The organism is Paenibacillus sp. HGH0039, assembly GCF_000411255.1.
Taxonomy (GTDB): Bacteria; Bacillota; Bacilli; order Paenibacillales; family NBRC-103111; genus Paenibacillus_F.
Map to the genome: position 1 here is coordinate 1439242 of NZ_KE150413.1, position 21706 is coordinate 1460947.

Consider the following 21706-nt stretch of genomic DNA (forward strand, 5'->3'; position numbering starts at 1 on the left):
GGCGGAAGATCATACTTTTTAAACCGTTCATAATGTTGGAATCGGATAAAGATGGGGATACTGACCGTGTATGTACCTGATTTTGAGCTTCCCGTGTGATAGAATAAAAAGCGAATGATGCGGAAATGAGGTCTGAAATTGAAACGGAATGCAGCGATTCTGGCCATCGTGCTCCTTGTGGCCGCGGCTATATTTGTCCAGATCGGCAAAAAAAACGAAAAACAAACGGCTGCGCCTACCCAAACGGGCCCACGTCCGGGAATGTTTGTGCCTTCTTTCAGCCTGCCGGATTTGGACGGTAAGCCCTATCAGGTCGGAGGCGCGCGCGATAAGCCGCTTATTTTGAATTTTTGGGCGTCCTGGTGCGGCCCGTGTAAGATGGAAGTGCCGGATTTGATTGATCTGCAGACAAAATACGGGGACAAAGTGGACCTGGTGGCGATAAATGTAACGAGTCAGGATGACGAACAAAAGGCGAGAGCCTTCGCCAAGGAGTACGGCATCAATTTTCCGGTGCTGCTGGATGAACCCGGTAAAGTATCGGAATCGTTCAAGTTTCTGGCGATCCCGACGAGCTTCCTTGTGGACAAGAACGGAGTCGTGCAGGAAGTGGTAAACCTTCTTCCGAAGGCGGAGTGGGAAAAGAAAATCAAGGCTTTGATCAAGGGCCGCTAGTAGGTTCCGTAGTTTCGCGTCTAGCCTGCCCGATTTTCGGTGACATGTAAAAAGCCCCGTTTCGAGTCCGTGTGTAAAGGCCAGGCTGCCCACACGGAAGAAACGGGGCTTATTTTTTTGTAAGGAAAATAAATTAATGGTTCACTAGACCGACCGGTCTTGGATCAAGCGATTCTCTCTCGATGCAGGATTTGCCGATCAGGGCATACCGGAAGCTGTCGACGAGCGCATGCCAGCTGGCTTCGATAATATTGGAGGAAACCCCGACGGTATTCCATTCGTTCTCGTAATTGCGGGATTCGATGAGGACGCGGACTTTGGAAGCGGTCGCTCCTTTGTCGTCAAGCACGCGTACCTTATAGTCGGACAGGTGCATTCTGTGAATGTCCGGGTAGAAAGGCAGCAGAGCTTTACGCAGCGCGTTATCGAGCGCATTGACAGGTCCGTCGCCTTCCGCGGCGGTATACATGGATTCGCCGTGCACGTTCACTTTGACGAAAGCTTCGGAGCTGACCGGACGATCCGCCGACTTTTCCACGAAAATTTTGAACGATTCCAGCACGAACGGCTCCTGCAGCTCGCCGGAAGCCTCCCGCATCATCAGTTCAAGCGAAGCATCCGCACCTTCGAACTGGTAACCCTCGTGCTCAAGGTCTTTGATGCGCGAAATGATTTCTTTCGCTTTGCCGTCCTGCTGTTCCAGGTTGAGGCCGAGCTCGGCCGCTTTCGACACGAGATTGCTCTGCCCCGCCAGTTCCGAAACGAGCACACGCTGCTTGTTGCCTACCTTCTCGGGAACGATATGCTCATATGTGCTCGCGTGCTTGAGTATAGCGGACACGTGGATGCCGCCTTTGTGGGCGAAAGCCGCGCTGCCGACATACGGCTGGTTCATCGGCATGTGCATGTTCGCGATCTCGCTGACGTAACGGGCGACGGGCCCCAGCGATTCCAACTGCTCATCCGAAATGCAGGCGAAGCCGAGCTTCAGCTGCAGATTCGGAATGACGGAGCACAGATTCGCGTTGCCGCAGCGTTCGCCGTATCCGTTCATCGTGCCCTGTACCTGGCGGGCGCCGGCTCTCACGGCTGCCAGGGAATTGGCGACGCCCAGCTCGCAGTCGTTGTGGGCGTGGATGCCCACGGGCGTCGTGATCTGTTTCTTGACTTCCGAAACGATCTCGAAAATTTCCTCCGGCATCGATCCGCCGTTCGTATCGCACAGCACGATCCAGTCCGCGCCGGCTTCCTGTGCCTGGCGGATTGTCTGGAGGGCGTAGTCAGGGTTGTTTTTGTAGCCGTCAAAAAAATGCTCGCCGTCGTAAATGACTTCAAGACCGCAGCTTTTCAGATACCGTACGGAATCGAAAATCATCGCGAGGTTTTCTTCGAGCGTCGTCTGAATGGCGGTGTGAACGTGAAAATCCCACGATTTTCCGAAAATCGTCGCGACTTTAACGCCGGACGCCACCAGCGTCGTCAGATTGGGATCTTCTTCGGCTTTGGTGTTCTTGCGGCGGGTGCTGCCGAATGCCGTTACTTTCGCATGCTTAAGATTCAGTTCCTGAACACGGTTAAAAAATTCAATGTCTTTGCCGTTGCTTCCGGGCCAGCCGCCTTCTATATAATGAACGCCCAGCTCGTCGAGCTTCTGGGCAATTTTCAGTTTGTCCTCCACGGACAGGCTGATTCCTTCGCCCTGGGTTCCGTCACGAAGCGTAGTGTCAAAGATTTTGATTGAATCGGACATTTCGGTGCTCCCCCTCTAAACGTGTGGCTGTTCATTTTTCGAATGTTTTCTCGAATGTATAATGCACGATTATACCATAATTTCAACCATAAAGAATGAATTTTCGCAAATTTTGGACGATAGCCGTTCTTGATTCCTCAGGCGGACAGGAATAGACTAAGAATTAGAAGGAATAAAGAGGATAAAGCGCCGAGCGGCCGCTTTTCGATACGCTATACGGGACCTCGCGCGCCCGCAGGAAGGAGGAAGCCGGGATAATGGCACAGGAAGGGTATCCCAAGAACGGAAGAGTCATTTTACATATCGATATGAACGCGTTCTACTGTTCCGTACACGAAGTCGTGGAGCCCGAGCTGTACCGGGGCAAGCCGATCGCGGTGTCGGGCAGCGTGGAACAGCGCAAAGGCATCATCGTAACCTCCTCCTATCCCGCCAGGGCGCGCGGAGTCAAGACGGGAATGCTCGTCCGGCAGGCGATGAGGCTTTGTCCGGAGCTTGTGCTCATCAAGCCGAATTTCGATTTGTACCGGCAGTTTTCCCGCGGCTTCCGCCGTATAGTCTATGATTATTCGCCGATGGTCGAGACCATGTCCATTGATGAATGTTACGTGGACATAACGGGTTCCAAGCAGTTCGGAACCCCGCTTCAGATCGCGGAGGAGATTCAGACCCGGATACGCGAAGAGCTGGGTCTGCCCTGTTCGGTCGGCGTGGCGCCGAACAAGCTTCTGGCCAAGATGGCTTCGGATATGAAAAAGCCCAACGGATTGTTCGTGCTTCGTCTGCGGGACGTGCCGAAGGTGCTTTGGGACAGACCCTGCGGAGAATTGTACGGCATCGGCAGAAAAACGGCCGAGAAGCTGCAGAAGCTGCAGATTCACACGATCGGCCAACTGGCGGCCGCCGACGAGGGGCTTCTCCGCAAGTCGTTCGGCATAAGCGGACCCGCTCTCAAGCAGGCCGCCAACGGCATCTCTCGTTCGGAGGTTAACCCGGAGCGCGAGCCGAACAAGTCGGTCGGCCACACGACGACGCTTCCTTACAATTACACGGACCGCAAGGAAGTGTTCCGTGTCTTCTTGAATCTGGCCGATCAGGTCGGGCGCCGGCTCAGACATCAGAAGCTGATGGCTTCGACCGTGCAAATTACGATCCGGGACCCCGATATGAAGACGATCACACGGAATGTGACGCTGCCCGTGCCGACCGACCATCACGAAGATCTGTACAAGGCCGCGTGCGAGCTGTTCGAGCGGCATTGGGCGCCGGAAAAGCCGATCCGCCTACTCGGCATCACGGGCCAGAACTTGACGCCGAAGGAGGAGGCCGCGATTCAGCTCGATCTGTTCAGTTACGAGCAGCAGCCGAAGAAGGACAAACTGAGCGAGATCATGGACGCGCTCCGGGATAAATTCGGAGAAGATGCCGTGCTTACCGCTGGGATGATCGGCGACAATCCGTCGGCGCTTATTCGCAACCGCAAACGGAGGGGAACTTCTTTGCAGAAAGACCCGGACGGAGATTCATTCCCGTTATAAAAGCCGGGAGCTGAATAACATCCGGCCCGGAATGAAATCTTAAAGGGGAAGAGCCGGACACCGCATGGCGGCTGGCTTTCCACTTGTACTTTCCGTTGAACTTTCGAATACTTTATATTATAGTGGACAATGGAGGACTATTAGAGGAGGAATTCATATATGGCTAAGTATACATGGGTGGAAAAAGACACCTGCATTGCGTGCGGAGCTTGCGGCGCAACTGCTCCAGATATTTACGACTACGATGATGAGGGTATTGCGGAAGTGATTTACGAAAACGACGGTAACCACGGCGTGACCGAAATTCCGGAAGATCTGTACGACGATCTGCAGGATGCGCAAGACGGCTGCCCGACCGATTCGATCAAAGTGGCCGATACTCCTTTCAATATGTAAGATTTCTTTCTTTATACAAATAAAGCCTTGTTTCCCTATCGGAAACAGGGCTTTTTTGTCTGTTATTGTCGGATTAACTTGGATTACCCCGGATAAAAGAAAATAAGAGAGAAAAACAGACAGGATTTGAATGAAATTCAACAGAGCAGCTTCTTCTGCCGATAAAAGGAAAAGAAACACCGGTAATCCTTGAAGCAGGCGGTGAAAAAAGTGAGCACAGAAAAACCGGACGAGAAACTGGCCCGATTTTTGCGGCACAATCCCATTGAAGACCGGGTTTATCTGAAGGAATATGTCCGGGATCATCCGGACCAGCGGATGGCGTGGTATTTGCTCGGCAGGGAATATGCGGCCCGGGGAGACCGGGGGAAAGCCGCTTACTGCTACGCGCAGTCCGGCGAGATCTATGAAGCGTTCGAGAAGCGGAAAATAACCGTCGACTGGTCGGCGCTCGATTCCTCCGTTCCCTGGCCGCAGGAGCTGAAGACGGCGGCCAAGCGGAGCCGCCGCAGGAAAGCCGCGCTTACGGCGGCCCTGCTGGCGCTGATCGCGCTGCTGCCGTCTCCGGCGGGACCGGACGCGGGAGACGGACGCCCCGGCGGAAGCGCCGGAGCATCGGCGGACCTCCCGGCGGCTGAGGAAGGGCCGCGCGTCTATTTGACGGCGGACGGCGCTTCCTCCGCCGGGAAAGAGACGTCCGCGAGCGGAGCGCTCGAACGGATGCTGCTGCGCGACAGGCCGGCAGGCGGCGAAGCCGTCCTCCTGTCCGCACAGGGCGCGGACGGACCGGGCGGCGGCTGGATCGCCTGGCACAGGCCGCTGAAGCCGCTCCTGTCGGTCGCAAGCGGCGGGCCCGGCGAAGCGGCGGCGATCGCCTATTTCGACGCCGCCGCCTGCAACTGCCGCCCGGACGATCCGGGCCGCTTCGCGGAGCCGGCGGGAGCCTGGCGGCAGCGCCAGGAGCAGCTCCTCGTGCTCCGGTCGGGGCTGGAGGCTTACCGCGCGGCAAGCGGGAAGCTGCCGGAGCGTCCGGAGGAGCTGCTGCGGCCGTATCCCGACAACGTGATGTCGGGATTGACGCCGTACATGCGGGAAGCGTTCCCGCTTGTACGGGAGGCGGCCGCCGCGGGCGCGAACGGGCAGGCCGCAGCCGGGACAGGCGGCGCGGACACGGCCCCCGGCGCCAAGCCGTCCGCCGCTTCCGCGGCCGCGGAGGAGGCGCTCAGCGAGCCGCTGGCGATCCTCATCGACACGAAGCTGCACCGGCTGGCGCTGGTGAGCGGACGGACCGTCGTGCGGAGCTACGAGGTCGGTCTCGGGGGGGCGCGGACCCCGCTCGGCGAATTCGCCGTATCCGAGAAAGTCCGCAATCCCAAGGGACGGACGAAAGGCGAATTCGGCACGCGCGGGATGACACTCTCCGATACGGACTATGCGATCCACGGGACCAGACACCCGTCCTCGATCGGCAAGGACGAATCGCTGGGCTGTATCCGGATGAGGCAGGAAGACGTGGAGGAGCTGTTCGACATGGCTCCGAAAGGCACGAAGGTCACCATAGGAAGCGGGCTGCTCCCGGCGGGGCTCGTCGGTGACGGGTCCGGCGACAGCGGGGCTTCCAAAGGAAGCGGCGCACCCGGGGCAGGATTCGGCCCGAAGGGAGCTTTTAAGCTTCCTTCGGAGGTACAGGAGACCAATCCCGGTAAAGTATACCGCTGGCTGGATTAAGTCCCCGTCCGTTAAGGACGGGATGCGAGAGCGCCTTCCCTGCTATGTGCGGGGCGGGCGCTTTTTTTACGTCCGGTTAGAGACCTCTCTGTCTGACGCGTTACGAGACGAAGGCCTGCCGTATAAATCCGTTTTTTTAAAACCGATTAAAACGATCCGGTTTATCGTAATAGGTTCTGTCGCAAGAACCGGTCAAAATAAGCAAACATTTGTACGGATTTCATGATAAGACGAACGATTTTTGTGTTATAATATATTTCGTTCGTGTTTAATGTGGATTAAAGGGGATTATACGTCCCGATCACGGGGCTCTGTACGGATAAAAATCTTTGCATTCTCGCGTGGAACGCGATAAACTGACAGATGAGAGTACTGAGGAACGGAGTGTCAACTGCATGGTATACAAGAAGATCGCTAAGCCGGTCCTGTTTCGCATGGACGCGGAGAAAGCTCACCATTTGACGATTAACGGACTTAAAACGGCTGCCAAGATCCCGGGAATGTCGTCCGTTATCGGCGCCGCATGGGGGTTCGGTCATGCCCCCGAACTTCATAGCACGCTCTGGGGAATCGCGTTCCCGAATCCGGTGGGACTTGCCGCCGGACTGGATAAGAACGCCCAGGCGGTGGAAGGGTTCTCCCGGATGGGTTTCGGTTTTATGGAAGTGGGGACCGTTACCCCCAAACCGCAGAGCGGCAACGACAAGCCGCGGCTTTTCCGGCTTCCGGAGGATGAAGCCCTCATCAACCGGATGGGCTTCAACAACATCGGGGCGGAGGCGATGGCGCAAAATTTAAGCCGCCTCGGCAGCCGTCCGATCCCCGTAGCCGTCAACATCGGCAAGAACAAAACGACGCCCAACGAGCAGGCGGAAGAAGATTACCGCTCCTGCATCCGGACCTTGTACGGGCACGGCGACTTTTTCGTGGTCAATATCTCTTCACCGAATACCCCCGATCTGCGTAATTTGCAGCATGGCAATGATTTGCAGAGATTGCTTCATGCGGTCGTGGGCGAGATGAAGAATCAGCACGAGCGGACCGGCGGCGCGGCCAAGCCGGTTCTCGTCAAAATTGCGCCCGACCTGACCGACACCGAGCTGGAAAATACGATTGCCGTCATCGGCGGAAGCGGGGTTTCCGGGATTATCGTTTCGAATACGACGCTAGGACGCGACGGATTAAGTCATCCCAACCGGGATCAGGCAGGGGGCCTGAGCGGACGTCCGCTGACATCCCGTTCGACCGAGCTTATTTCGCGCGTGTACCGAATGACGGAGGGACGCATCCCGATTATCGGGTCCGGCGGAATTTTCACCGCGCAGGATGCCTATGACAAAATCCGTGCGGGAGCGAGCCTCGTCGAGGTGTATACGGCGCTTATATACGAAGGCCCGGGCCTTTTGAAGAAATTGAATGAAGGTTTGTCGACCCTGCTTAAAAAAGACGGCTTTACCCATATTTCCGAGGCGATCGGGGCAGATCAACGTCGACTTTGACCGGAAGTGGAGGCAGTTCTTATGGATGGAAGAGATTGGAAAAAATTTCTGTTTCCTTATGAACAGACCGTAGAGGAACTCAAAATTAAATTCAAAACGCTTCGGGCGGAACTCAAAAACCGCGAGGAATATTCTCCGATCGAATTCGTGACCGGGCGTGTCAAAAAAATCTCGAGCATTTTGGATAAAGCCAAGAAGTTGAACGTATCCATGGACGATCTTGAAACCGGCATCGAAGATATCGCGGGCATCCGCATCATGTGCCAGTTCGTTGAAGATATCGAAACATTGCGCGAGCTGATCCACCAGCGTAAGGATATGAAAGTGCTCTACGAGAAAGATTATATCGCCAACAAGAAGGAAAGCGGCTACCGCAGCTTTCATATGATTATCGAATACCCGGTGCAGACTTCTCTGGGGATGAAAAAGGTGCTCGGCGAAATTCAGCTGCGTACGCTGGCGATGAATTTCTGGGCGACTATCGAGCATTCCCTGAATTATAAATACAAGGAAAGCATGCTGCCGGAGGAGGTCCGCACGAGACTGAGCCGGGCGGCCGAAGCCGCTTACCTGCTGGATCAGGAAATGTCCAATATCCGCGGGGAAATCGTGGAAGCGCAGAAGCTGTTCGAAGACAATTCGAATTTGGTTACCGTCATTCTGAACTGCATCCAGGTGCTGTATTTCTATCATCGCGTCCGGGAAGCCGTCCAGTTCCAGATGCGCTTCAACGAAATTTTCGAAAAGGACGATACACGGGCCATGCGCGAGCTCCAGGAGGAAATTCAGGAAGCCATCAAACGGGCGAAAAAAGGGGCGCGCTGATTTGCGTCCTTACGATCCTCTGTACCTCGCTTTTTTATACGAGTTCAATGTAAGCCGGGACTATTACGAATGCCATGAAGTGATGGAGACCCTTTGGCTGGAAGAAGGCCGGAAGCCGTTTTATCAGGGGCTGCTGCAGATTGCCGTCGGACTGTATCATCATCTTAACGCTAACGTATCGGGAGCCGTTAAATTGATGGAATCGGGGATCGCGAAGCTGCAGGGGTACCCGGACAGGCTGCTCGGAATAGACGTGGCTCTGCTGCTGCGGGATGCGGAAGCGTATCTGGTCAAGCTCCGGAATAACGGGGTGCGGCCTTTCGAGCCTTATCCGCTGGAAATTCGCATCGTGGATGAGGATCTGGCGGGACAGGTCCGGCAAATTCAAGGCGAGCGGCGGACCGAATCATAGACGGAACGGCAGGGAAGGAACCGGCAGGCATAAGGCCCGGCAGGTTTTTTTGCAGGCAGGGCAGGGACAAGGGATAAGAGATAAGAGCGGGCGGGAAAACGGAGTTCGCCTGTACAATACGGTACATAAGAATAAGATGAGGGAGTGGCAGGAATGGCGGATTATCAAAGCAGGCCTTTATCACCGGACGATTTGGACGTTATTTGCGGGCTGCCGCAGCATGCGGGCGAGCTCTTTTACATGTATCCGAAAGGCGCATATCCGCTGACGCCGGAGCAGATTCGCGAAACGCTGAAAACACGGCTGTGCCCGACCGTTATAACGGCCGAAGGCGGGGGAATTGCCGCTTACGCCAATCTGTACGACTGCGTACGGGAGAAGGAATGCTGGCTCGGAAACGTGATTGTGGCGCCCGAGTACCGGGGAAAAGGGGCATCCTCTTATCTAATCCGGACGATGATGGACAAAGCGAAGCGGGAGCTCGATGTTCCGTTTCTGAATCTCGTTTGTCACAACACGAATACGCCCGCGCTGCTGCTTTACGCGAAGCTCGGCTTCTGTCCTTTTGACGTGTCGGAGAAGTCGGGCCCGGACGGGAAGCGTCTGGCCGGCATCCATATGCGGGCCTCTCTTTGAGGCAGTGTTTCGCGGCGAGAAGCGGGTGCCCCGCAGCCGGTGCGGGAAGCAACAGCCGGGAATAGGGCGAACGATAAAAAGGCCGTGAATGTCACGGCCTTTTCGCTGTACCTGCGGAATAGACGTCAGGCATTATAGTTGAGCGGATGCGCATACTCGAAGCTGGACGCGGTGACAGATTGTCAAACGCGGCGGCTTTTTGCTGCTCAAAATTCCCTTCACGCATCCAGCCTCCGTTCGGGCTGCCGGGAAATTTTGCGGGGAGACGACGGCAGGCATACGCCGACCACTCCGGCAATCATAAGGGCGGCTCCGATCAAATGGAAATAGGCCAGTTTCTCATGCAGGATGATGACGCCGGCCGCCATGGTAACGATCGTTGCCAGCTGGCTGAAAATGCTGATTTTGAACGCCTCCATTTTCGAAAGGGCGTAATTGGACAGAAATGAACTCGCAAGGGAGGACAGCACACCCAGAAAAAGGACCGAGACAGTGAACGAAAGGTCGCCGAAAGGTTCGAAATAGAGTGGAAGCGTGCCTTGAACGATGCGGCGGATGACCGCAAATCCGTTGAACGCGATGAAGCCGAAAAGCAGCGAAACAAACGTCAAGTCGAGCGGCGTATAGTTCCGGCTTAATTTTCTCGCGAGCACGCTGTATCCGGCGGAGGAAAGAGCGGAGAGCAGGATCAGGAACAGTCCGGCTCCGTTCATCGTACGAAAGTCCAGTCCCTTCATGGCGAAAATATAAACACCGCCTGCCACAGAAAGGGCGATGAACAGATTTTGCCGCAGGCCGGTCCGTTCCTTCAGCACAACCGAAGCGAGCATCATGGTGAAAACGGGGGCTGCGGCTTGAATGATTCCCGCCTCGGAAGCCGACGCCTGTACCAGGCCGAAGGTCTGGAAAGCAAAAAACAGAACGGGATACAGCACGGCCATCGGCAGGATGGCTAAATAATCCCGCTTCCGGATGTTCAGCCGGGTTTTGCTGAGGGCGAGGAAGACGAGCAGCGCGGCCAGGGAAATCGTAAACCTGTGCGCCAGGAGGTCGAACGGCCCTGTGGAAACGAGGGCGGTTTTTACGAATATGAATGAGAAGCCGATGATCAAGGCGTATAGTACGGCGGATAGGTAAGCTTTGGTAAGAGGTGCTGCTGCTTTCATGGCGATCTATTCCTTTGAGCCTGCATGCAAAGCGGTTTATTAAGGTCCTTGTTTAGATTTTAAGGGGACGGGCGGCTGTGCTACAATAGGAGAAAACGTTAACTGTACCGGTACAGATTGGCCGGAGAGGTGTATTCATGCACAAATATGAAGGAATTTTAACCGATCTGGAGCAGCAGATCGCGGACCGCCGCTACAAGGAGGGCAGCAAACTGCCCTCCATCCGGCAGTTGTCGGAAAGCTACGGGGTTAACAAAAGCACCGTTATCCGGGCAATGGAGGAATTGGAGAGCAGGCATCTGGTCTATTCCATCGCCAAGAGCGGGTACTACGTCGTCCAATCGTCGCCGGATACCGCCCCGGACTCGCCGGAAGTCATCGACTTTGCCGTCTCCGCTCCGGACCCGGCATTTTTTCCTTATCTGGATTTCCAGCACTGCATGAACAAAGCGATCGATACGTACAAAAACGATTTGTTTGTGTACGGCACTCCTCAAGGGCTGCCCGCACTGCTCATGATGATGCAGAAGCTGCTTGCGGATTATCAGGTGTTTACGCGCGTCAGCAGCCTGTTTGTCGTGTCCGGGGTGCAGCAGGCGCTGGCCATTCTGGCCGGGCTTCCTTTTCCGAACGGAAAAACGAAGGTGCTGATCGAGCAGCCCGGCTATCACCTGTTCATCGAACAGCTCGTGACTCACGGAGTCCCGGTCATGGGAATCCGGCGTTCGCGGGAAGGGATCGATCTGGACGAACTGGAGCGGATTTTCCGCACGGAGCCGATCAAGTTCTTTTATACGATCCCGCGGTTTCATGCGCCGCTCGGGTGCTCTTACCGCACGGATGTGAAGAAGAAAATCGCGGCCCTTGCCCGCAAGTACGATGTCTACGTGGTGGAAGACGACTATCTGGCCGACTTGGAGCCGGACGGAAAAGCCGATCCGGTCCATGCTTACGATGAGGGCAAGCGCGTGATATATTTGAAAAGTTTCTCCAAAATCATGTTCCCCGGCCTTCGCATCGGTATTGCGGTTATTCCCGGCAGTCTTGTGGATCTCTTCAGCCGGTATAAGCGCATCGCCGACATTGACAGCTCGATGATTTCCCAAGGAGCGCTGGAGATTTATTTGAAAAGCGGGATGTTCGAACGGCACAAGCATAAAATCAAAGCCGCCTACGCGACCAGGTCGCTGCTTCTCCGGCAAATGCTTGCAGAGCATGGGCCGCTTGCCGGCGGCGCAGTACAAGGGGCAATGTACAGCGAAGAGCTTTCTCCCGTCCATACCCACCTTGTGCTGAGCCCGTCTGTATCCCAACCGGAGCTGACCAAGCGGCTGCGTAAAAAATCGGTGGTGATCGAACCGATCGACAAGCACTATCTGCCGGGCTTTCCCCGGGACAATTATTTGAAGCTGAATGTCTCCCAAGTCGGGGACGAACAAATCCGGAGGGGAGTCCGGCTTCTCATGGAGGAGCTGGGAAGATACGGAGACCGCTGAAGCCCCGAGGGAAGGCGGTTGGACAAATAACGGAGGCTGCTCCAAGCGGTCTGCCGTTTTTTTTTATGGGCAAAATCGGATTGACAACATTGTATATAGTGTATATAGTATACATATACAATATGAACAAAGCTAACGCGAAGCGGGTGAACTATGAACATTATTCTTTCGCAGAGTTCAGGCGAGCCGATCTACGAGCAGATCAGACAGCAGATTCAGCGACAAATTCTGCAGGGAGAGCTGCTTCCGGGAGAAAGCCTGCCGTCGATCCGGCAGCTGGCCAAAGATCTGCAAATCAGCGTGATTACGACCAAGAGAGCTTACGAGGAGCTGGAGAAGGAAGGGCTGATCGACTCGGTCGTCGGCAAAGGCTCCTTCGTCTCCGGTCTGAATCGGGAATATATCCGGGAACAGCAGCTGAAGCAGTTTGAAGCGAAATTGTCGGAAGCCGTCCGGGAAGCCAGGCAGTTGGGAATAACCGTGGATGAAACGATCGAAACCGTCAAAGCGCTGTATGAAGAGGAGGAAGACATCCGATGAACGCCGTGGAATTTAAGCATATTTCCAAAGCCTATTCAAACTTCAACATTCAAGACCTGTCCTTTGCGGTTCCGAAAGGATACATTACAGGACTGATCGGTCCTAACGGTGCGGGCAAAAGCACCCTGATCAAAATTTTGCTCCATCTCGCTATTCCGGAGCAGGGGCGCGTCTTCATAGAAGGAATGGAGATGCCTCAGCGGGAGAAGGAAATCAAGGAAAGGATCGGTTTCGTGTCGGACGAAAGTCATTTCTACGAGCATTTGACTGTCCGCCAGACCGGTAGGCTGCTCGCTTCTTTTTACCGGAATTGGAACGAGGCGCAGTTTCAAACCTATCTGGAGCGGTTCGAGCTTCCGGCCGGGAAGAAGATTTCGGACTTATCCAAAGGCATGAAGATGAAATTCGGTCTGGCTGCGGCTCTGTCCCACGGGGCCAAACTCCTCGTGATGGACGAACCGACGGCAGGACTCGATCCCGTTTTCCGGCGCGAACTGCTCGATCTGCTGGCGGATTTGATGCAGGATGAGCAGCATACGATTCTGTTCTCCACCCACATTACGACGGACTTGGACCGCGTCGCGGATTACATCGCCTTCATGAACCGGGGAAAGCTCGTTTTCAGCGAGAGCAAGGAGAACGTTCAGGAACGGTACGCGATCGTCAAAGGCGGGACGGAGCTTCTGGATGCGGACATCCGCAAGCAGTTCGTTTCCGTCCGGGAAACGTCCGTAGGCTTCGAAGGCCTTGTTTACAACCGGCCGGAGGCCGAGAAGTTGTTCGGAGGCTATGCGGTCATCGAGCCCGCGACGCTGGAAGATATTATGGTCTATACGGTCAAAGGAGGGTACAGCCATGGCGGCACTGCTTAGCAAAGATTTTCGCGTGATGAGAAAAGAGCTCTTGTGGATGGCCGTCTATGTCGTTTTCTTTGCCATCACTTTCTCCAACTCACGGATGGGCGGTGTAGTGGTCCAGCTTGTTCCCTCCATCATGCTCTTATTTATTTCCGCGAATCATGACGTGAAGAACCGCAATTTCATCCTGCTGGGCAGCCTTCCCGTTCGGCGTTCGGACATCGTGCGCGCCAGGTATGTGAGCGTGCTCCTGTTCGGTGTACTGGGAGCGGGGATCGGTTTTATCGTAAGCACGGCAACGTCGATGATACAAGGGACGGGCGGCGCATCCTCCTTCTCCTGGGGAGCCTCTGGCCTTCTCGGCGCGATGCTGCTCGTGTATGCGGCGATTTACCTTCCGCTGCATTACTGGCTGGGAGACAAATACCTGCAGGTAATCAGCGTTATCATGATGATCCTGCTGTTCGCGTCGACTTCCATGCTGGGCTTCATTGTAGGAGCGACGGACAGATGGGGGCTTCCTTCCCCGGCTGCAGCCGCGGTTATCGCGGCGGCGGGAGCTGCGGCATTTTTCGTTTCTTATCTGATTTCGCTCGGAATTATGAAAAAGAAAGATTTTTGACCCGCAGTCCCGGGGAGCGGGAATAAACCAAAGAAGCAGCGGATAAGCTCCGCTGCTTCTTTGGTTTATTTGCCGTTATGCTTGAGGAAAAATTCTTCGAATTTCGCAGGCGTATTGCCTTCGGTTCCGCCGTTTTCCGGCACGCCGCCGACCATGCGTTCTACCTCTACGCCGTCTTTGTAGTATACGAGTGTAGGCGTGAATTCAATGTTGTATTTTTTCCAGCCGTCCTGGAATTCAAGCAGGTTAAACTGCTTCACGTCGATGCCAAGCTTTTGTTGCAGCGGGACAAGGACGGGCGTCGTTACTTTACAGTGCGGACAATCGGCGCCGTAGTAGTACAGGAAGAAGCTTTCTTTGTTCGCGATGCGTTTGTCAAGCTCTTCGGGTTTGATCAGGTTCTGGTAGTTCGGGTCTTCGAGCAGTTTCTGCGTGGCCGGTTTCAGCTTGGAAGCCGATACGCCGTAAAGCTTGTTGGCCGCTTCGTCATTGCCCTTGTTGGAAGATTTCGTGACCACGAAGATCGCGGCGAAAAGGACAACGATAATGCCTAAATAAATCGCTAATTTTTTCATGATTCACTCCTTAAGTGGTTACTTGTTTAGCTAGAATAACTTCGAGACGAAAGAGCGCAAATCCTGCTTGTTCTTCGTGAAAAAGTGAGAAAATCGTGAAAGATTGCCTGTTTTTTTGTCAGACCGAAGGTGCAAGCAGGCACGGAATAGTCTATAATACGGGGAGCCGCACTAAATTCCGCCCGGTATGCTCGACACAAACGCTTCGACCGAAACCCCGATTCGCATAAAAGGCAGTCCACCTAACATGCCCTGGCCCCGGATCTCGGAGGCAAGAGGGCTTTTATTCATAGGGCGGAAAAGCAGGAAATAGAGGCAGGCTCCATAAAAGATTGGCCGGAAGGAGGCGGAAGCGCGATTAAAAGAAAAACACAACGGCTCGATAAGGTGCTCGCCCATCTCGGCTACGGTTCACGTTCCGATTTGAAAAAGACGGTCAAAAACGGCTTGATCGAAGTGAACGGCATCCGGGTCAAAGACAGCGGGATGCAGGTGGACCCGGAGCAGGACGAGATCACCGTAAGCGGAGAAAAGATCGTTTACCGGGAATTCGTCTACCTTCTTCTGAATAAGCCGCAGGGCGTCGTTTCCGCTACGGAAGACAACCGGGACCGCACGGTCGTGGATCTGCTCGGCGAGGCTTATGCGCCCTTTGACGTATTTCCCGTCGGCAGGCTGGATAAAGATACGGAAGGGCTCCTGCTGCTTACGAACGACGGCAAGCTGGCCCACAATCTGCTTTCTCCGCGCAAGCATGTGCCGAAGACGTACTACGCCAAGGTGGAAGGTTTAGCCGGAGAAGCCGATAAACAGGCGTTTGAAGCGGGCGTCGAGCTGGATGACGGGTACGTGACGATGCCGGCGCAGCTTCGCGTTCTGACATGCGATACAACCGCCGATCCGCCGCGCTCGGAGATTGAGCTGACCATACAGGAAGGGAAGTTTCACCAAGTGAAACGGATGTTCCAGGCAGTCGGCAAGCGGGTCGTTTATTTGAAACGCGTCTCGATGGGACCGCTCCAACTGGACCCGGCTCTGGGACTGGGCGAATACCGGGAACTGACCCGGGAGGAACTGGAGCTGCTCCAGGGCAAGCCTTCTCTTGATTCTGGCCCCGATGTCGACAACGATTTACATAAGTGAGACGAAGCTTAGGCAGCGTACACAAGGCAATGCACAAGACAGTGCACAAGACAGTGCATAAGGCAAGAGAGACAAAACCAGATCCTAACGGAGTGGAAAGGAGACCTGCCCCATGACTTACAAACTGATCGCCCTGGATGTTGACGGCACGCTTCTGAACGACGACTATCTCCTTACCGAACGGACCCGGGAAACCGTACGCCGTGTGCATGAGCAGGGAAGCTATATCGTGCTCTGCACGGGCCGCGGGCCCGCAAGCGCCATTCCGGTTCTGGAGGAACTGGGACTGGAAGGAACGGTCATTACGCATAACGGCGGCGCCACCGTTCAGTCTCCCGGGCTGGAACTGATTCATCAGTATTCGTTTCGGGTGAGCCAAATCGCCGCTATGATCGCATACTGCCGCGAGCATGAGGTGCACTTCGACGTGTGCGCCCCGTTTGATATGTACCTGGAGCGTTTAACCGAGGTCGAACAGGCGATGTATAAGAAGTTTTTCGTCACTCCGCATCTCGTTGCGGATGTTACGGCTTTGACGGTCCCGCTCGTCAAGTTTACGCTTTACAGCGCGGACCCGGCCGTCATGGACACGGTGGAGCGGGACTGGTCGCTTTCTCGGCTGTACGGCGATCTTCGCATGATCCGCAGCGGGGATCATTTTATCGACGTGATGCACGCCGATGCCACGAAGGGCAACGCACTGCGCAGCTTATGCGCAAGTCTCGACGTCCGTCCGGACGAGGTGCTTGCCATCGGCAACTACTTCAACGATCTGGAGATGATCTCCTTCGCGGGTCTCGGAATCGCGATGGCCAATTCTCCGGCAGGCGTTCTGGAGCAGGCGGATCAAATAACCGCCTCCAACAATGAAGACGGCGTGGCGCAAGCGCTGGAAACGCACGTCTTGCAAACGGTCCGCCGGGATTGAGCGAATTGAACGGTCATCCAGGGCGGTTCCCTAAAAAAAGAAAAGGCGGTGCTGCCAATGGCTCGGTCCGGTAACACCGACAAAACGAAAGTCCTGCTGGCGATCATGGTCGTGACCTTCCTGTCTTCCATCGAAGGCACGATCGTGTCGACCGCCATTCCCCGCATCGTCGGCGATTTGGGCGGTCTGGACTTGATGAGCTGGGTCATATCCATTTACCTGCTCACCACGGCGGTTTCTACCCCGATATTCGGCAAGTTGTCCGATTTGTACGGACGCAAGAAAATTTTTATGATCGGAACCGGTTTGTTCCTGATCGGCTCGACCTTGTGCGGAATCGCGCAATCCATGGAAATGATGATCTTCTTCCGGGCGGTCCAGGGGATCGGCGCCGGCGCCATTCTTCCCGTTACGATGATTATCGTCGGAGACATTTACTCGTTCGAAGAACGCGCGAAAATCCAGGGCTGGATCAGCGGCATCTGGGGGCTTTCGGGCATTCTCGGGCCGCTGGCCGGCGGTCTGATGGTCGATTATGTGTCGTGGAGATGGATTTTCTATTTTAACATTCCATTCGGCATTATCTCCATGCTGCTGATTTCCGCCTATCTGCACGAAAATCTGGAGAAAACGAAGCGGCCGATCGATTATCCGGGCATTGTGACGTTCACGGTCAGCATGACGGCTCTGATCTATGCCCTGCTCAGCGGCGGGGTCCAGTATGCCTGGGGCTCGCCTGTCATTCTCGGTCTGCTGGTCGTCTCCGTCGTCTTCCTGTTTATTTTTATCGCCGTCGAAAAAAGATCGCCGGAGCCGATGCTGCCGCTTGACCTGTTCAAAGACCGGCTTCTTACGCTCATCAACTCGTCGGGCTTCATTCTCAGCGCCATCCTCGTGGCGGTCACGATCTATCTGCCGCTCTGGGTGCAGAGCGTGAACGGCGGCGGGGCGACCGGCTCGGGCTTCGCGCTGATTCCGCTGTCCATCTGCTGGACGGTCGGCGCTGCTCTGGCGGGAAGAGGCTTTGTCCGTCTCGGCGTAAGATCCGCCGTCCTCATCGGCGTGGGAGGAATTACGGCGGGTTCCGTCGCCTTGGCTCTAATGACGTCCGCAACCCCGGGGTGGGCGCTGGAAGTGTACACGGCGCTGTTCGGGATCGGATTCGGCTTCGCCTTCACGGCGTACACGATCACGATGCAGTCCGCCGTAGGCTGGAAGCTGCGCGGAGCCGCCATGTCTTCGCATACGTTCATCCGTACGCTCGGCCAGACGCTGGGGATCGCGGTGTTCGGGATGCTGTACAACACCTCGCTGCATACGTATCAGCAGGCTCATCCCGATCAGGTCGGAGGCATCGACCTCAACAAAGCGTTGGACGCCCACGGACGTTCCGCGTTCTCGCCGGAAACGATGGCAGGCATCCGCGAGCTGTTCGCGTTCAGTCTCAGCCGCATCTTCTGGTCCCTGCTCGTTCTGGCGGCCATCGGCATCGTGCTCACGCTGCTTCTGCCGAAACGGTTCAAGGTCGAAGAGGAGCCGGAGCTGGCGGCGGAACCGGAGCCGTCCCGGCAGTCCTGACGGATTGAACGCAGGCAATTAACGCTGCATCCATGAAAAAAAGGCTTACCCGTCCGCATTTGCAGACTCCGGGTAAGCCTTTTTTTGTTATGGGCCCGCCTCCCGGTTGTCACATATTTTTCCGGCGATCCGGGTACGCTAGGAGCAGAATCTTCCGGGTAAGCATTTTTGGCCTGGCCAGAATGTGCTGCATCGTCCGGAAATACCGATAAGGGAGGCAGAGCAAATGGCCCAGCTAGTACTAAGACCCGACCTGAAAACGGCGGGCGGAGAAGTGACGGAAATCTTGGTGGACGGCCGTTTTGCCGGAATTATCAGTTTGGTGTACCGCGAAGGGGACCGGATGACCGGGGGCATTCAGCTTGAGGATGCCGTACTATCCCCTGCCGGCAAAAGAGAAGTGGACGCATTCGTGCGCAACCATATCCAATGGCTGGTCGATGCGATGAACATCCGGGAATGCGACGTTGTGCTGACGTATGGCAGCTATGACCATATCATCGGGACTCCGCTGCTTCCGGACGAATCCCCGGCGGTGGACTATGCGGACGATGAAACGACGGCGGAGTGGGTCGGTGACGAATCCGTATACGGAGACTACGACGAAGATGAGCTCGATGACATCTCCATGGAAGAGGACGCTTACGACGCGGAACCGGATTACGAGCTGGTGCTTCTGGAGGATTCGCGCGGGCGGGTGGAGTACCAGCTTTTCGATCCGGGTTCCCGCCTGGTAGCGGAAGCGTCATGCCGGATCTACGGCAGCGAAGCCGTATGTATGCTCGACTGGGTATTCGACCCGCTTGAGGAAGAGATGGAGCTCGCATCGAACCTGATTGTCGCCGATTTTCAGGACGAAGAGACCGAGAACTTTTTGTTCCACAGCCGTTTTGACGGGGAAATTGTGGATTCGATCGAAATCTCGCTGGAAGAGGCGGATGAGCTGAGCGAACTGGACAGCGGCGAAGAGGAATACTCGGTCATTCTGGCAAGGGATGACGGGGATACGCTGACCTATGAGATTTACGAGCAGGAATACGGCGGTATTCCGATCGGAACGGCCACTATTGACGTAAGCGAGGATCAGCTGACCGGATTTATCGACTTCCGCCAAACCGACGATTCCCGCCAGCGGCAGGAAATTGCCCGGCTGCTGATGGAGGAGCTGGACAAGGAGCAGGATTACGATTCGCTGCATCTGTCCATGCTGTACCGCAACAAGCTGATCGATGAACTGTTGTTCGAAAATGTTACGATTCAATAACACGATGAGGCGGAGCCGGAGCTCCGCGTTTTTTCCGTAAAAAAGAGCGGTCCAATTCGCCGGATGACGAAAAGGACCGCTCTTTTTGCTTTGTGCCGGGCTTTGGGGGAAAGGGGCAGGGAAGATTCCGGATAATTACTGGTTTTGATTAACCAGTTCTTTCAGCGTCTGAAGCGATTGAACGCCTACCATCGTTTTGACTTCGCCGCCGTTTTTGAACAGCTTCAAGGTAGGAATGCTCATCACGCCGAACTTCGAGGCCGTTTCCGGGTTGTCGTCGACGTTGATCTTGGCGATCGTTACCGCTTCGCCGGCTTCTTCCGTCAGTTGGTCCAGGATCGGGCTCTGCATTTTGCAGGGACCGCACCACGGCGCCCAGAAATCGACGAGAACAAGGTTGTTGTTATCCAGCGTTTCTTGGAAAGTTTGATCGGATACATTTAGCAAAGACATAGGAATCCCTCCGTGTGTGAAATTTTAGGGTAAAACCTGTTCAGAACGAATTTTTAACGATAACCTGCTCCAGCGGGAAGCGGCCCGACGCATAAGCCGGTTTAGCCGCTTTGCCGACGGAGATCAGCAGAGTGGGAATGTAGCGCTCCGGAACATTGAATTCCTGTACGAGCGCGGCCGGATTGAAGCCGCCCATCGGGCACGTATCGTAGCCGAGCGCTTTCGCCGCGAGCATGAGCTGCATGGACGCGAACGAGGCGTTGCGGATCGCTTCATCGCGAGGAATGCTTCCGCCGCTTGCATAGGCGCCGTTAATTTGCGACACGAGCGTGTCTTTGATTTCCTGCGTCAAGAACCCGCTCTCTACGGCAGCACCGTAGATCGTCTCGGCGTTCAGGTTCGCCTGCAGGTCGCCCAGGACGGCGACGACAAAGGAGCTTTCCACGACCTGCTTCTGGTTGCTTGCGATGGGGAGCAGACGCTGCTTGGCGGCAGGGTCGTCGATCACGAGGAATTTCCAGTGCTGCAGATTCCAGGAGGACGGCGCCTGGTTAGCCGCGTTCAGGATAAGCTCCTTATGCTCCTCGGGAAACACAAAATCCGGATCGTACGATTTTACGGAGTGGCGCTCCGCGATGACTTTCAGAGTTTCGGGAAAAAGCTGTTGGGTCATAAATATCCTCCTTTTGGCGGTTCGCAAAGTTATAGGTAATGTGTGCGGTTTTGCGGAAAACATGTCTCGTTTCCGGTAGTTCCGCGTAGTCAATTTTTTCAGGCCAAACGATTTCTCGGTCGTCGGGTAAAAAAAGCGGGCCGCCGGCCGTTCGGCAGAAAAGGGAGAACTCGGTCAGGCCCGCCGGCAGAAGGACGGATATCCGGGCATAACGGATGCCGTCTGGGTGGACTAAACTGTAACTAAATAAGTTACGCTATATCTAGTATAATAAATATTACAGTTAAAACTGTCAAGAGCAACTTTTCACATTCGACAATTTCAGTCATAATCGGAAGTGGAAGGAAGTGGAACTTGAATGAGTGTCCTGCAAAATGAACTGACGCACCTTATCTTTCTGGCGGAGGTCGTAATCGCAAGCCGCAAAAAAGAAGTGATGGAAGATACGCTGCAGTGTCTGCTGTATATTATCAAGTCGCTGCCCGAAGTGGAAGTGCCGGACAGTGTTGCAGAACAGATCGCTCATTTGACGGAACGTATCGAGGAGAAGCTGCGGCAGGAGAATGAACGGATTCAGGAGATACAGGGAAACCTCGGCCGTCTGGCCAAACCGAATTCAATCGCGTAGCCGGGGCCGGATTAACATACATCAAGAAACAACCCGCAGGGATGATTCAGCTCCCGCGGGTTGTTCCGTTTGCTTATGTAAGGCAGGATTCCAGGTGCCGGCCGGCCGTTCTTATTCGTTGCGGCTGTTCCGTTCTTTCCAGAACAGAGCACTGAGCATGCGCTCGACCCATTCTTTATCCTGCTCCGTCAGTTCGATGCCGTCGAAGATAAGTTCGTTGTCATGAAGAAACCGGCGCAAATTGACCGGAGCCTTGAGCTTGTCCCCGCCGCTCTCCGGTTCGTCTAAATATCCGGCGATTTTCATCAGTTCGGCGTAAGGAAT

22 protein-coding genes and 1 pseudogene are annotated in these 21706 nt (G+C 55.1%); 17 read left to right on the top strand and 6 right to left on the bottom strand.

The genetic code is table 11. The features are described 5' to 3' along the window. The first annotated feature begins 138 nt into the window (after positions 1-138). Positions 139-675 (top strand): TlpA family protein disulfide reductase, encoded by a 537-nt coding sequence (locus HMPREF1207_RS20925; RefSeq protein ID WP_009674788.1) that lies wholly within the window; start codon positions 139-141, stop codon positions 673-675. A gap of 133 nt (positions 676-808) precedes the next feature. Here the strand turns inward: HMPREF1207_RS20925 and cimA are convergent, their stop codons facing one another. Further along, positions 809-2425, bottom strand: coding sequence for a citramalate synthase (gene cimA, locus HMPREF1207_RS20930; protein WP_009674744.1), 1617 nt, complete (start codon positions 2423-2425; stop codon positions 809-811). 257 nt (positions 2426-2682) lie between these two features. Here cimA and HMPREF1207_RS20935 point away from each other — a divergent pair, with 257 nt between their 5' ends. The 7 genes from HMPREF1207_RS20935 to HMPREF1207_RS20965 all read left to right on the top strand — a co-directional run bounded on the left by HMPREF1207_RS20935 (position 2683) and on the right by HMPREF1207_RS20965 (position 9459). Next, positions 2683-3963 (top strand): DNA polymerase IV, encoded by a 1281-nt coding sequence (locus HMPREF1207_RS20935; protein WP_009674762.1) that lies wholly within the window; start codon positions 2683-2685, stop codon positions 3961-3963. Positions 3964-4122: 159 nt separating this feature from the next. Further along, the gene (locus HMPREF1207_RS20940; protein WP_009674781.1) at positions 4123-4359 is read left to right on the top strand and encodes a ferredoxin; all 237 of its coding nucleotides are present in this window, start codon (positions 4123-4125) and stop codon (positions 4357-4359) included. Positions 4360-4569: 210 nt separating this feature from the next. After that, positions 4570-6087 (top strand): L,D-transpeptidase, encoded by a 1518-nt coding sequence (locus HMPREF1207_RS20945; protein ID WP_016423959.1) that lies wholly within the window; start codon positions 4570-4572, stop codon positions 6085-6087. Positions 6088-6482: 395 nt separating this feature from the next. Then, positions 6483-7586 carry a quinone-dependent dihydroorotate dehydrogenase gene (locus HMPREF1207_RS20950; protein WP_009674728.1) on the top strand — a complete coding sequence of 368 codons (1104 nt, stop codon included), beginning with the start codon at positions 6483-6485 and terminating at the stop codon, positions 7584-7586. Positions 7587-7607: 21 nt separating this feature from the next. Continuing rightward, the gene (locus tag HMPREF1207_RS20955; RefSeq protein WP_009674739.1) at positions 7608-8411 is read left to right on the top strand and encodes a GTP pyrophosphokinase; all 804 of its coding nucleotides are present in this window, start codon (positions 7608-7610) and stop codon (positions 8409-8411) included. A gap of 1 nt (position 8412) precedes the next feature. After that, entirely contained in the window at positions 8413-8823 is a 411-nt protein-coding gene (locus HMPREF1207_RS20960; RefSeq protein ID WP_009674752.1) for a DUF309 domain-containing protein, read from the top strand. Positions 8824-8976: 153 nt separating this feature from the next. Continuing rightward, a complete protein-coding gene (locus tag HMPREF1207_RS20965) occupies positions 8977-9459 on the top strand; it encodes a GNAT family N-acetyltransferase (RefSeq protein ID WP_009674791.1) in 483 nt (160 codons plus the stop codon). 218 nt (positions 9460-9677) lie between these two features. Here the strand turns inward: HMPREF1207_RS20965 and HMPREF1207_RS20970 are convergent, their stop codons facing one another. Then, on the bottom strand, positions 9678-10625 hold the full coding sequence (locus tag HMPREF1207_RS20970; protein WP_009674754.1) for a DMT family transporter: 948 nt from the start codon (positions 10623-10625) through the stop codon (positions 9678-9680). Between the two features lie 137 nt (positions 10626-10762). Here HMPREF1207_RS20970 and HMPREF1207_RS20975 point away from each other — a divergent pair, with 137 nt between their 5' ends. From HMPREF1207_RS20975 to HMPREF1207_RS20990, 4 genes are all read left to right on the top strand, one after another. After that, on the top strand, positions 10763-12121 hold the full coding sequence (locus HMPREF1207_RS20975; RefSeq protein ID WP_009674729.1) for an aminotransferase-like domain-containing protein: 1359 nt from the start codon (positions 10763-10765) through the stop codon (positions 12119-12121). A 153-nt stretch (positions 12122-12274) separates the two neighbouring features. After that, on the top strand, positions 12275-12661 hold the full coding sequence (locus tag HMPREF1207_RS20980) for a GntR family transcriptional regulator (protein ID WP_009674777.1): 387 nt from the start codon (positions 12275-12277) through the stop codon (positions 12659-12661). After that, positions 12658-13533, top strand: a complete 876-nt coding sequence (locus HMPREF1207_RS20985; protein ID WP_009674745.1) for an ABC transporter ATP-binding protein — start codon at positions 12658-12660, stop codon at positions 13531-13533. Before HMPREF1207_RS20980 ends, HMPREF1207_RS20985 begins: the two co-directional genes overlap by 4 nt. Continuing rightward, the gene (locus tag HMPREF1207_RS20990) at positions 13517-14140 is read left to right on the top strand and encodes an ABC-2 transporter permease (protein WP_009674786.1); all 624 of its coding nucleotides are present in this window, start codon (positions 13517-13519) and stop codon (positions 14138-14140) included. The genes HMPREF1207_RS20985 and HMPREF1207_RS20990 overlap by 17 nt, the downstream gene beginning before the upstream one ends. Positions 14141-14205: 65 nt before the next feature. On the opposite strand, the gene HMPREF1207_RS20995 is transcribed toward HMPREF1207_RS20990, so the two are convergent. Beyond that, on the bottom strand, positions 14206-14715 hold the full coding sequence (locus tag HMPREF1207_RS20995) for a thioredoxin family protein (protein WP_009674760.1): 510 nt from the start codon (positions 14713-14715) through the stop codon (positions 14206-14208). Positions 14716-15072: 357 nt separating this feature from the next. Here HMPREF1207_RS20995 and HMPREF1207_RS21000 point away from each other — a divergent pair, with 357 nt between their 5' ends. The 4 genes from HMPREF1207_RS21000 to HMPREF1207_RS21015 all read left to right on the top strand — a co-directional run bounded on the left by HMPREF1207_RS21000 (position 15073) and on the right by HMPREF1207_RS21015 (position 19628). Continuing rightward, positions 15073-15858 carry a pseudouridine synthase gene (locus tag HMPREF1207_RS21000; RefSeq protein WP_269212180.1) on the top strand — a complete coding sequence of 262 codons (786 nt, stop codon included), beginning with the start codon at positions 15073-15075 and terminating at the stop codon, positions 15856-15858. A gap of 112 nt (positions 15859-15970) precedes the next feature. After that, complete coding sequence (locus HMPREF1207_RS21005; protein WP_009674766.1) at positions 15971-16786, top strand: Cof-type HAD-IIB family hydrolase; 816 nt, start codon at positions 15971-15973, stop codon at positions 16784-16786. Positions 16787-16843: 57 nt separating this feature from the next. Further along, a complete protein-coding gene (locus tag HMPREF1207_RS21010; RefSeq protein WP_009674737.1) occupies positions 16844-18364 on the top strand; it encodes an MDR family MFS transporter in 1521 nt (506 codons plus the stop codon). A gap of 226 nt (positions 18365-18590) precedes the next feature. Next, positions 18591-19628, top strand: a complete 1038-nt coding sequence (locus tag HMPREF1207_RS21015) for a hypothetical protein (protein ID WP_009674757.1) — start codon at positions 18591-18593, stop codon at positions 19626-19628. A 135-nt stretch (positions 19629-19763) separates the two neighbouring features. Here the strand turns inward: HMPREF1207_RS21015 and trxA are convergent, their stop codons facing one another. Together trxA and HMPREF1207_RS21025 are read right to left on the bottom strand one after the other, a co-directional pair. Continuing rightward, positions 19764-20081 carry a thioredoxin gene (trxA, locus tag HMPREF1207_RS21020; protein WP_009674789.1) on the bottom strand — a complete coding sequence of 106 codons (318 nt, stop codon included), beginning with the start codon at positions 20079-20081 and terminating at the stop codon, positions 19764-19766. A gap of 40 nt (positions 20082-20121) precedes the next feature. Further along, positions 20122-20754 (bottom strand): nitroreductase family protein, encoded by a 633-nt coding sequence (locus HMPREF1207_RS21025; RefSeq protein WP_009674797.1) that lies wholly within the window; start codon positions 20752-20754, stop codon positions 20122-20124. A 358-nt stretch (positions 20755-21112) separates the two neighbouring features. Here HMPREF1207_RS21025 and HMPREF1207_RS21030 point away from each other — a divergent pair, with 358 nt between their 5' ends. Next, positions 21113-21382: a hypothetical protein gene (locus HMPREF1207_RS21030; RefSeq protein WP_009674730.1), complete on the top strand. Its 270-nt coding sequence runs from the start codon at positions 21113-21115 to the stop codon at positions 21380-21382. A gap of 111 nt (positions 21383-21493) precedes the next feature. On the opposite strand, the pseudogene HMPREF1207_RS21035 reads toward HMPREF1207_RS21030, so the two are convergent. Next, a pseudogene (locus HMPREF1207_RS21035) lies at positions 21494-21706 on the bottom strand (XRE family transcriptional regulator); the annotation flags it as partial.

Coding starts and splice junctions, on each gene's coding strand:
- cimA (WP_009674744.1), bottom strand. CDS start 2,425: ATGTCCGATTCAATCAAAATCTTTGACACTACGCTTCGTGACGGAACC.
- HMPREF1207_RS20935 (WP_009674762.1), top strand. CDS start 2,683: ATGGCACAGGAAGGGTATCCCAAGAACGGAAGAGTCATTTTACATATC.
- HMPREF1207_RS20940 (WP_009674781.1), top strand. CDS start 4,123: ATGGCTAAGTATACATGGGTGGAAAAAGACACCTGCATTGCGTGCGGA.
- HMPREF1207_RS20950 (WP_009674728.1), top strand. CDS start 6,483: ATGGTATACAAGAAGATCGCTAAGCCGGTCCTGTTTCGCATGGACGCG.
- HMPREF1207_RS20955 (WP_009674739.1), top strand. CDS start 7,608: ATGGATGGAAGAGATTGGAAAAAATTTCTGTTTCCTTATGAACAGACC.
- HMPREF1207_RS20965 (WP_009674791.1), top strand. CDS start 8,977: ATGGCGGATTATCAAAGCAGGCCTTTATCACCGGACGATTTGGACGTT.
- HMPREF1207_RS20970 (WP_009674754.1), bottom strand. CDS start 10,625: ATGAAAGCAGCAGCACCTCTTACCAAAGCTTACCTATCCGCCGTACTA.
- HMPREF1207_RS20975 (WP_009674729.1), top strand. CDS start 10,763: ATGCACAAATATGAAGGAATTTTAACCGATCTGGAGCAGCAGATCGCG.
- HMPREF1207_RS20980 (WP_009674777.1), top strand. CDS start 12,275: ATGAACATTATTCTTTCGCAGAGTTCAGGCGAGCCGATCTACGAGCAG.
- HMPREF1207_RS20985 (WP_009674745.1), top strand. CDS start 12,658: ATGAACGCCGTGGAATTTAAGCATATTTCCAAAGCCTATTCAAACTTC.
- HMPREF1207_RS20990 (WP_009674786.1), top strand. CDS start 13,517: ATGGCGGCACTGCTTAGCAAAGATTTTCGCGTGATGAGAAAAGAGCTC.
- HMPREF1207_RS20995 (WP_009674760.1), bottom strand. CDS start 14,715: ATGAAAAAATTAGCGATTTATTTAGGCATTATCGTTGTCCTTTTCGCC.
- HMPREF1207_RS21005 (WP_009674766.1), top strand. CDS start 15,971: ATGACTTACAAACTGATCGCCCTGGATGTTGACGGCACGCTTCTGAAC.
- HMPREF1207_RS21010 (WP_009674737.1), top strand. CDS start 16,844: ATGGCTCGGTCCGGTAACACCGACAAAACGAAAGTCCTGCTGGCGATC.
- HMPREF1207_RS21015 (WP_009674757.1), top strand. CDS start 18,591: ATGGCCCAGCTAGTACTAAGACCCGACCTGAAAACGGCGGGCGGAGAA.
- trxA (WP_009674789.1), bottom strand. CDS start 20,081: ATGTCTTTGCTAAATGTATCCGATCAAACTTTCCAAGAAACGCTGGAT.
- HMPREF1207_RS21025 (WP_009674797.1), bottom strand. CDS start 20,754: ATGACCCAACAGCTTTTTCCCGAAACTCTGAAAGTCATCGCGGAGCGC.
- HMPREF1207_RS21030 (WP_009674730.1), top strand. CDS start 21,113: ATGAGTGTCCTGCAAAATGAACTGACGCACCTTATCTTTCTGGCGGAG.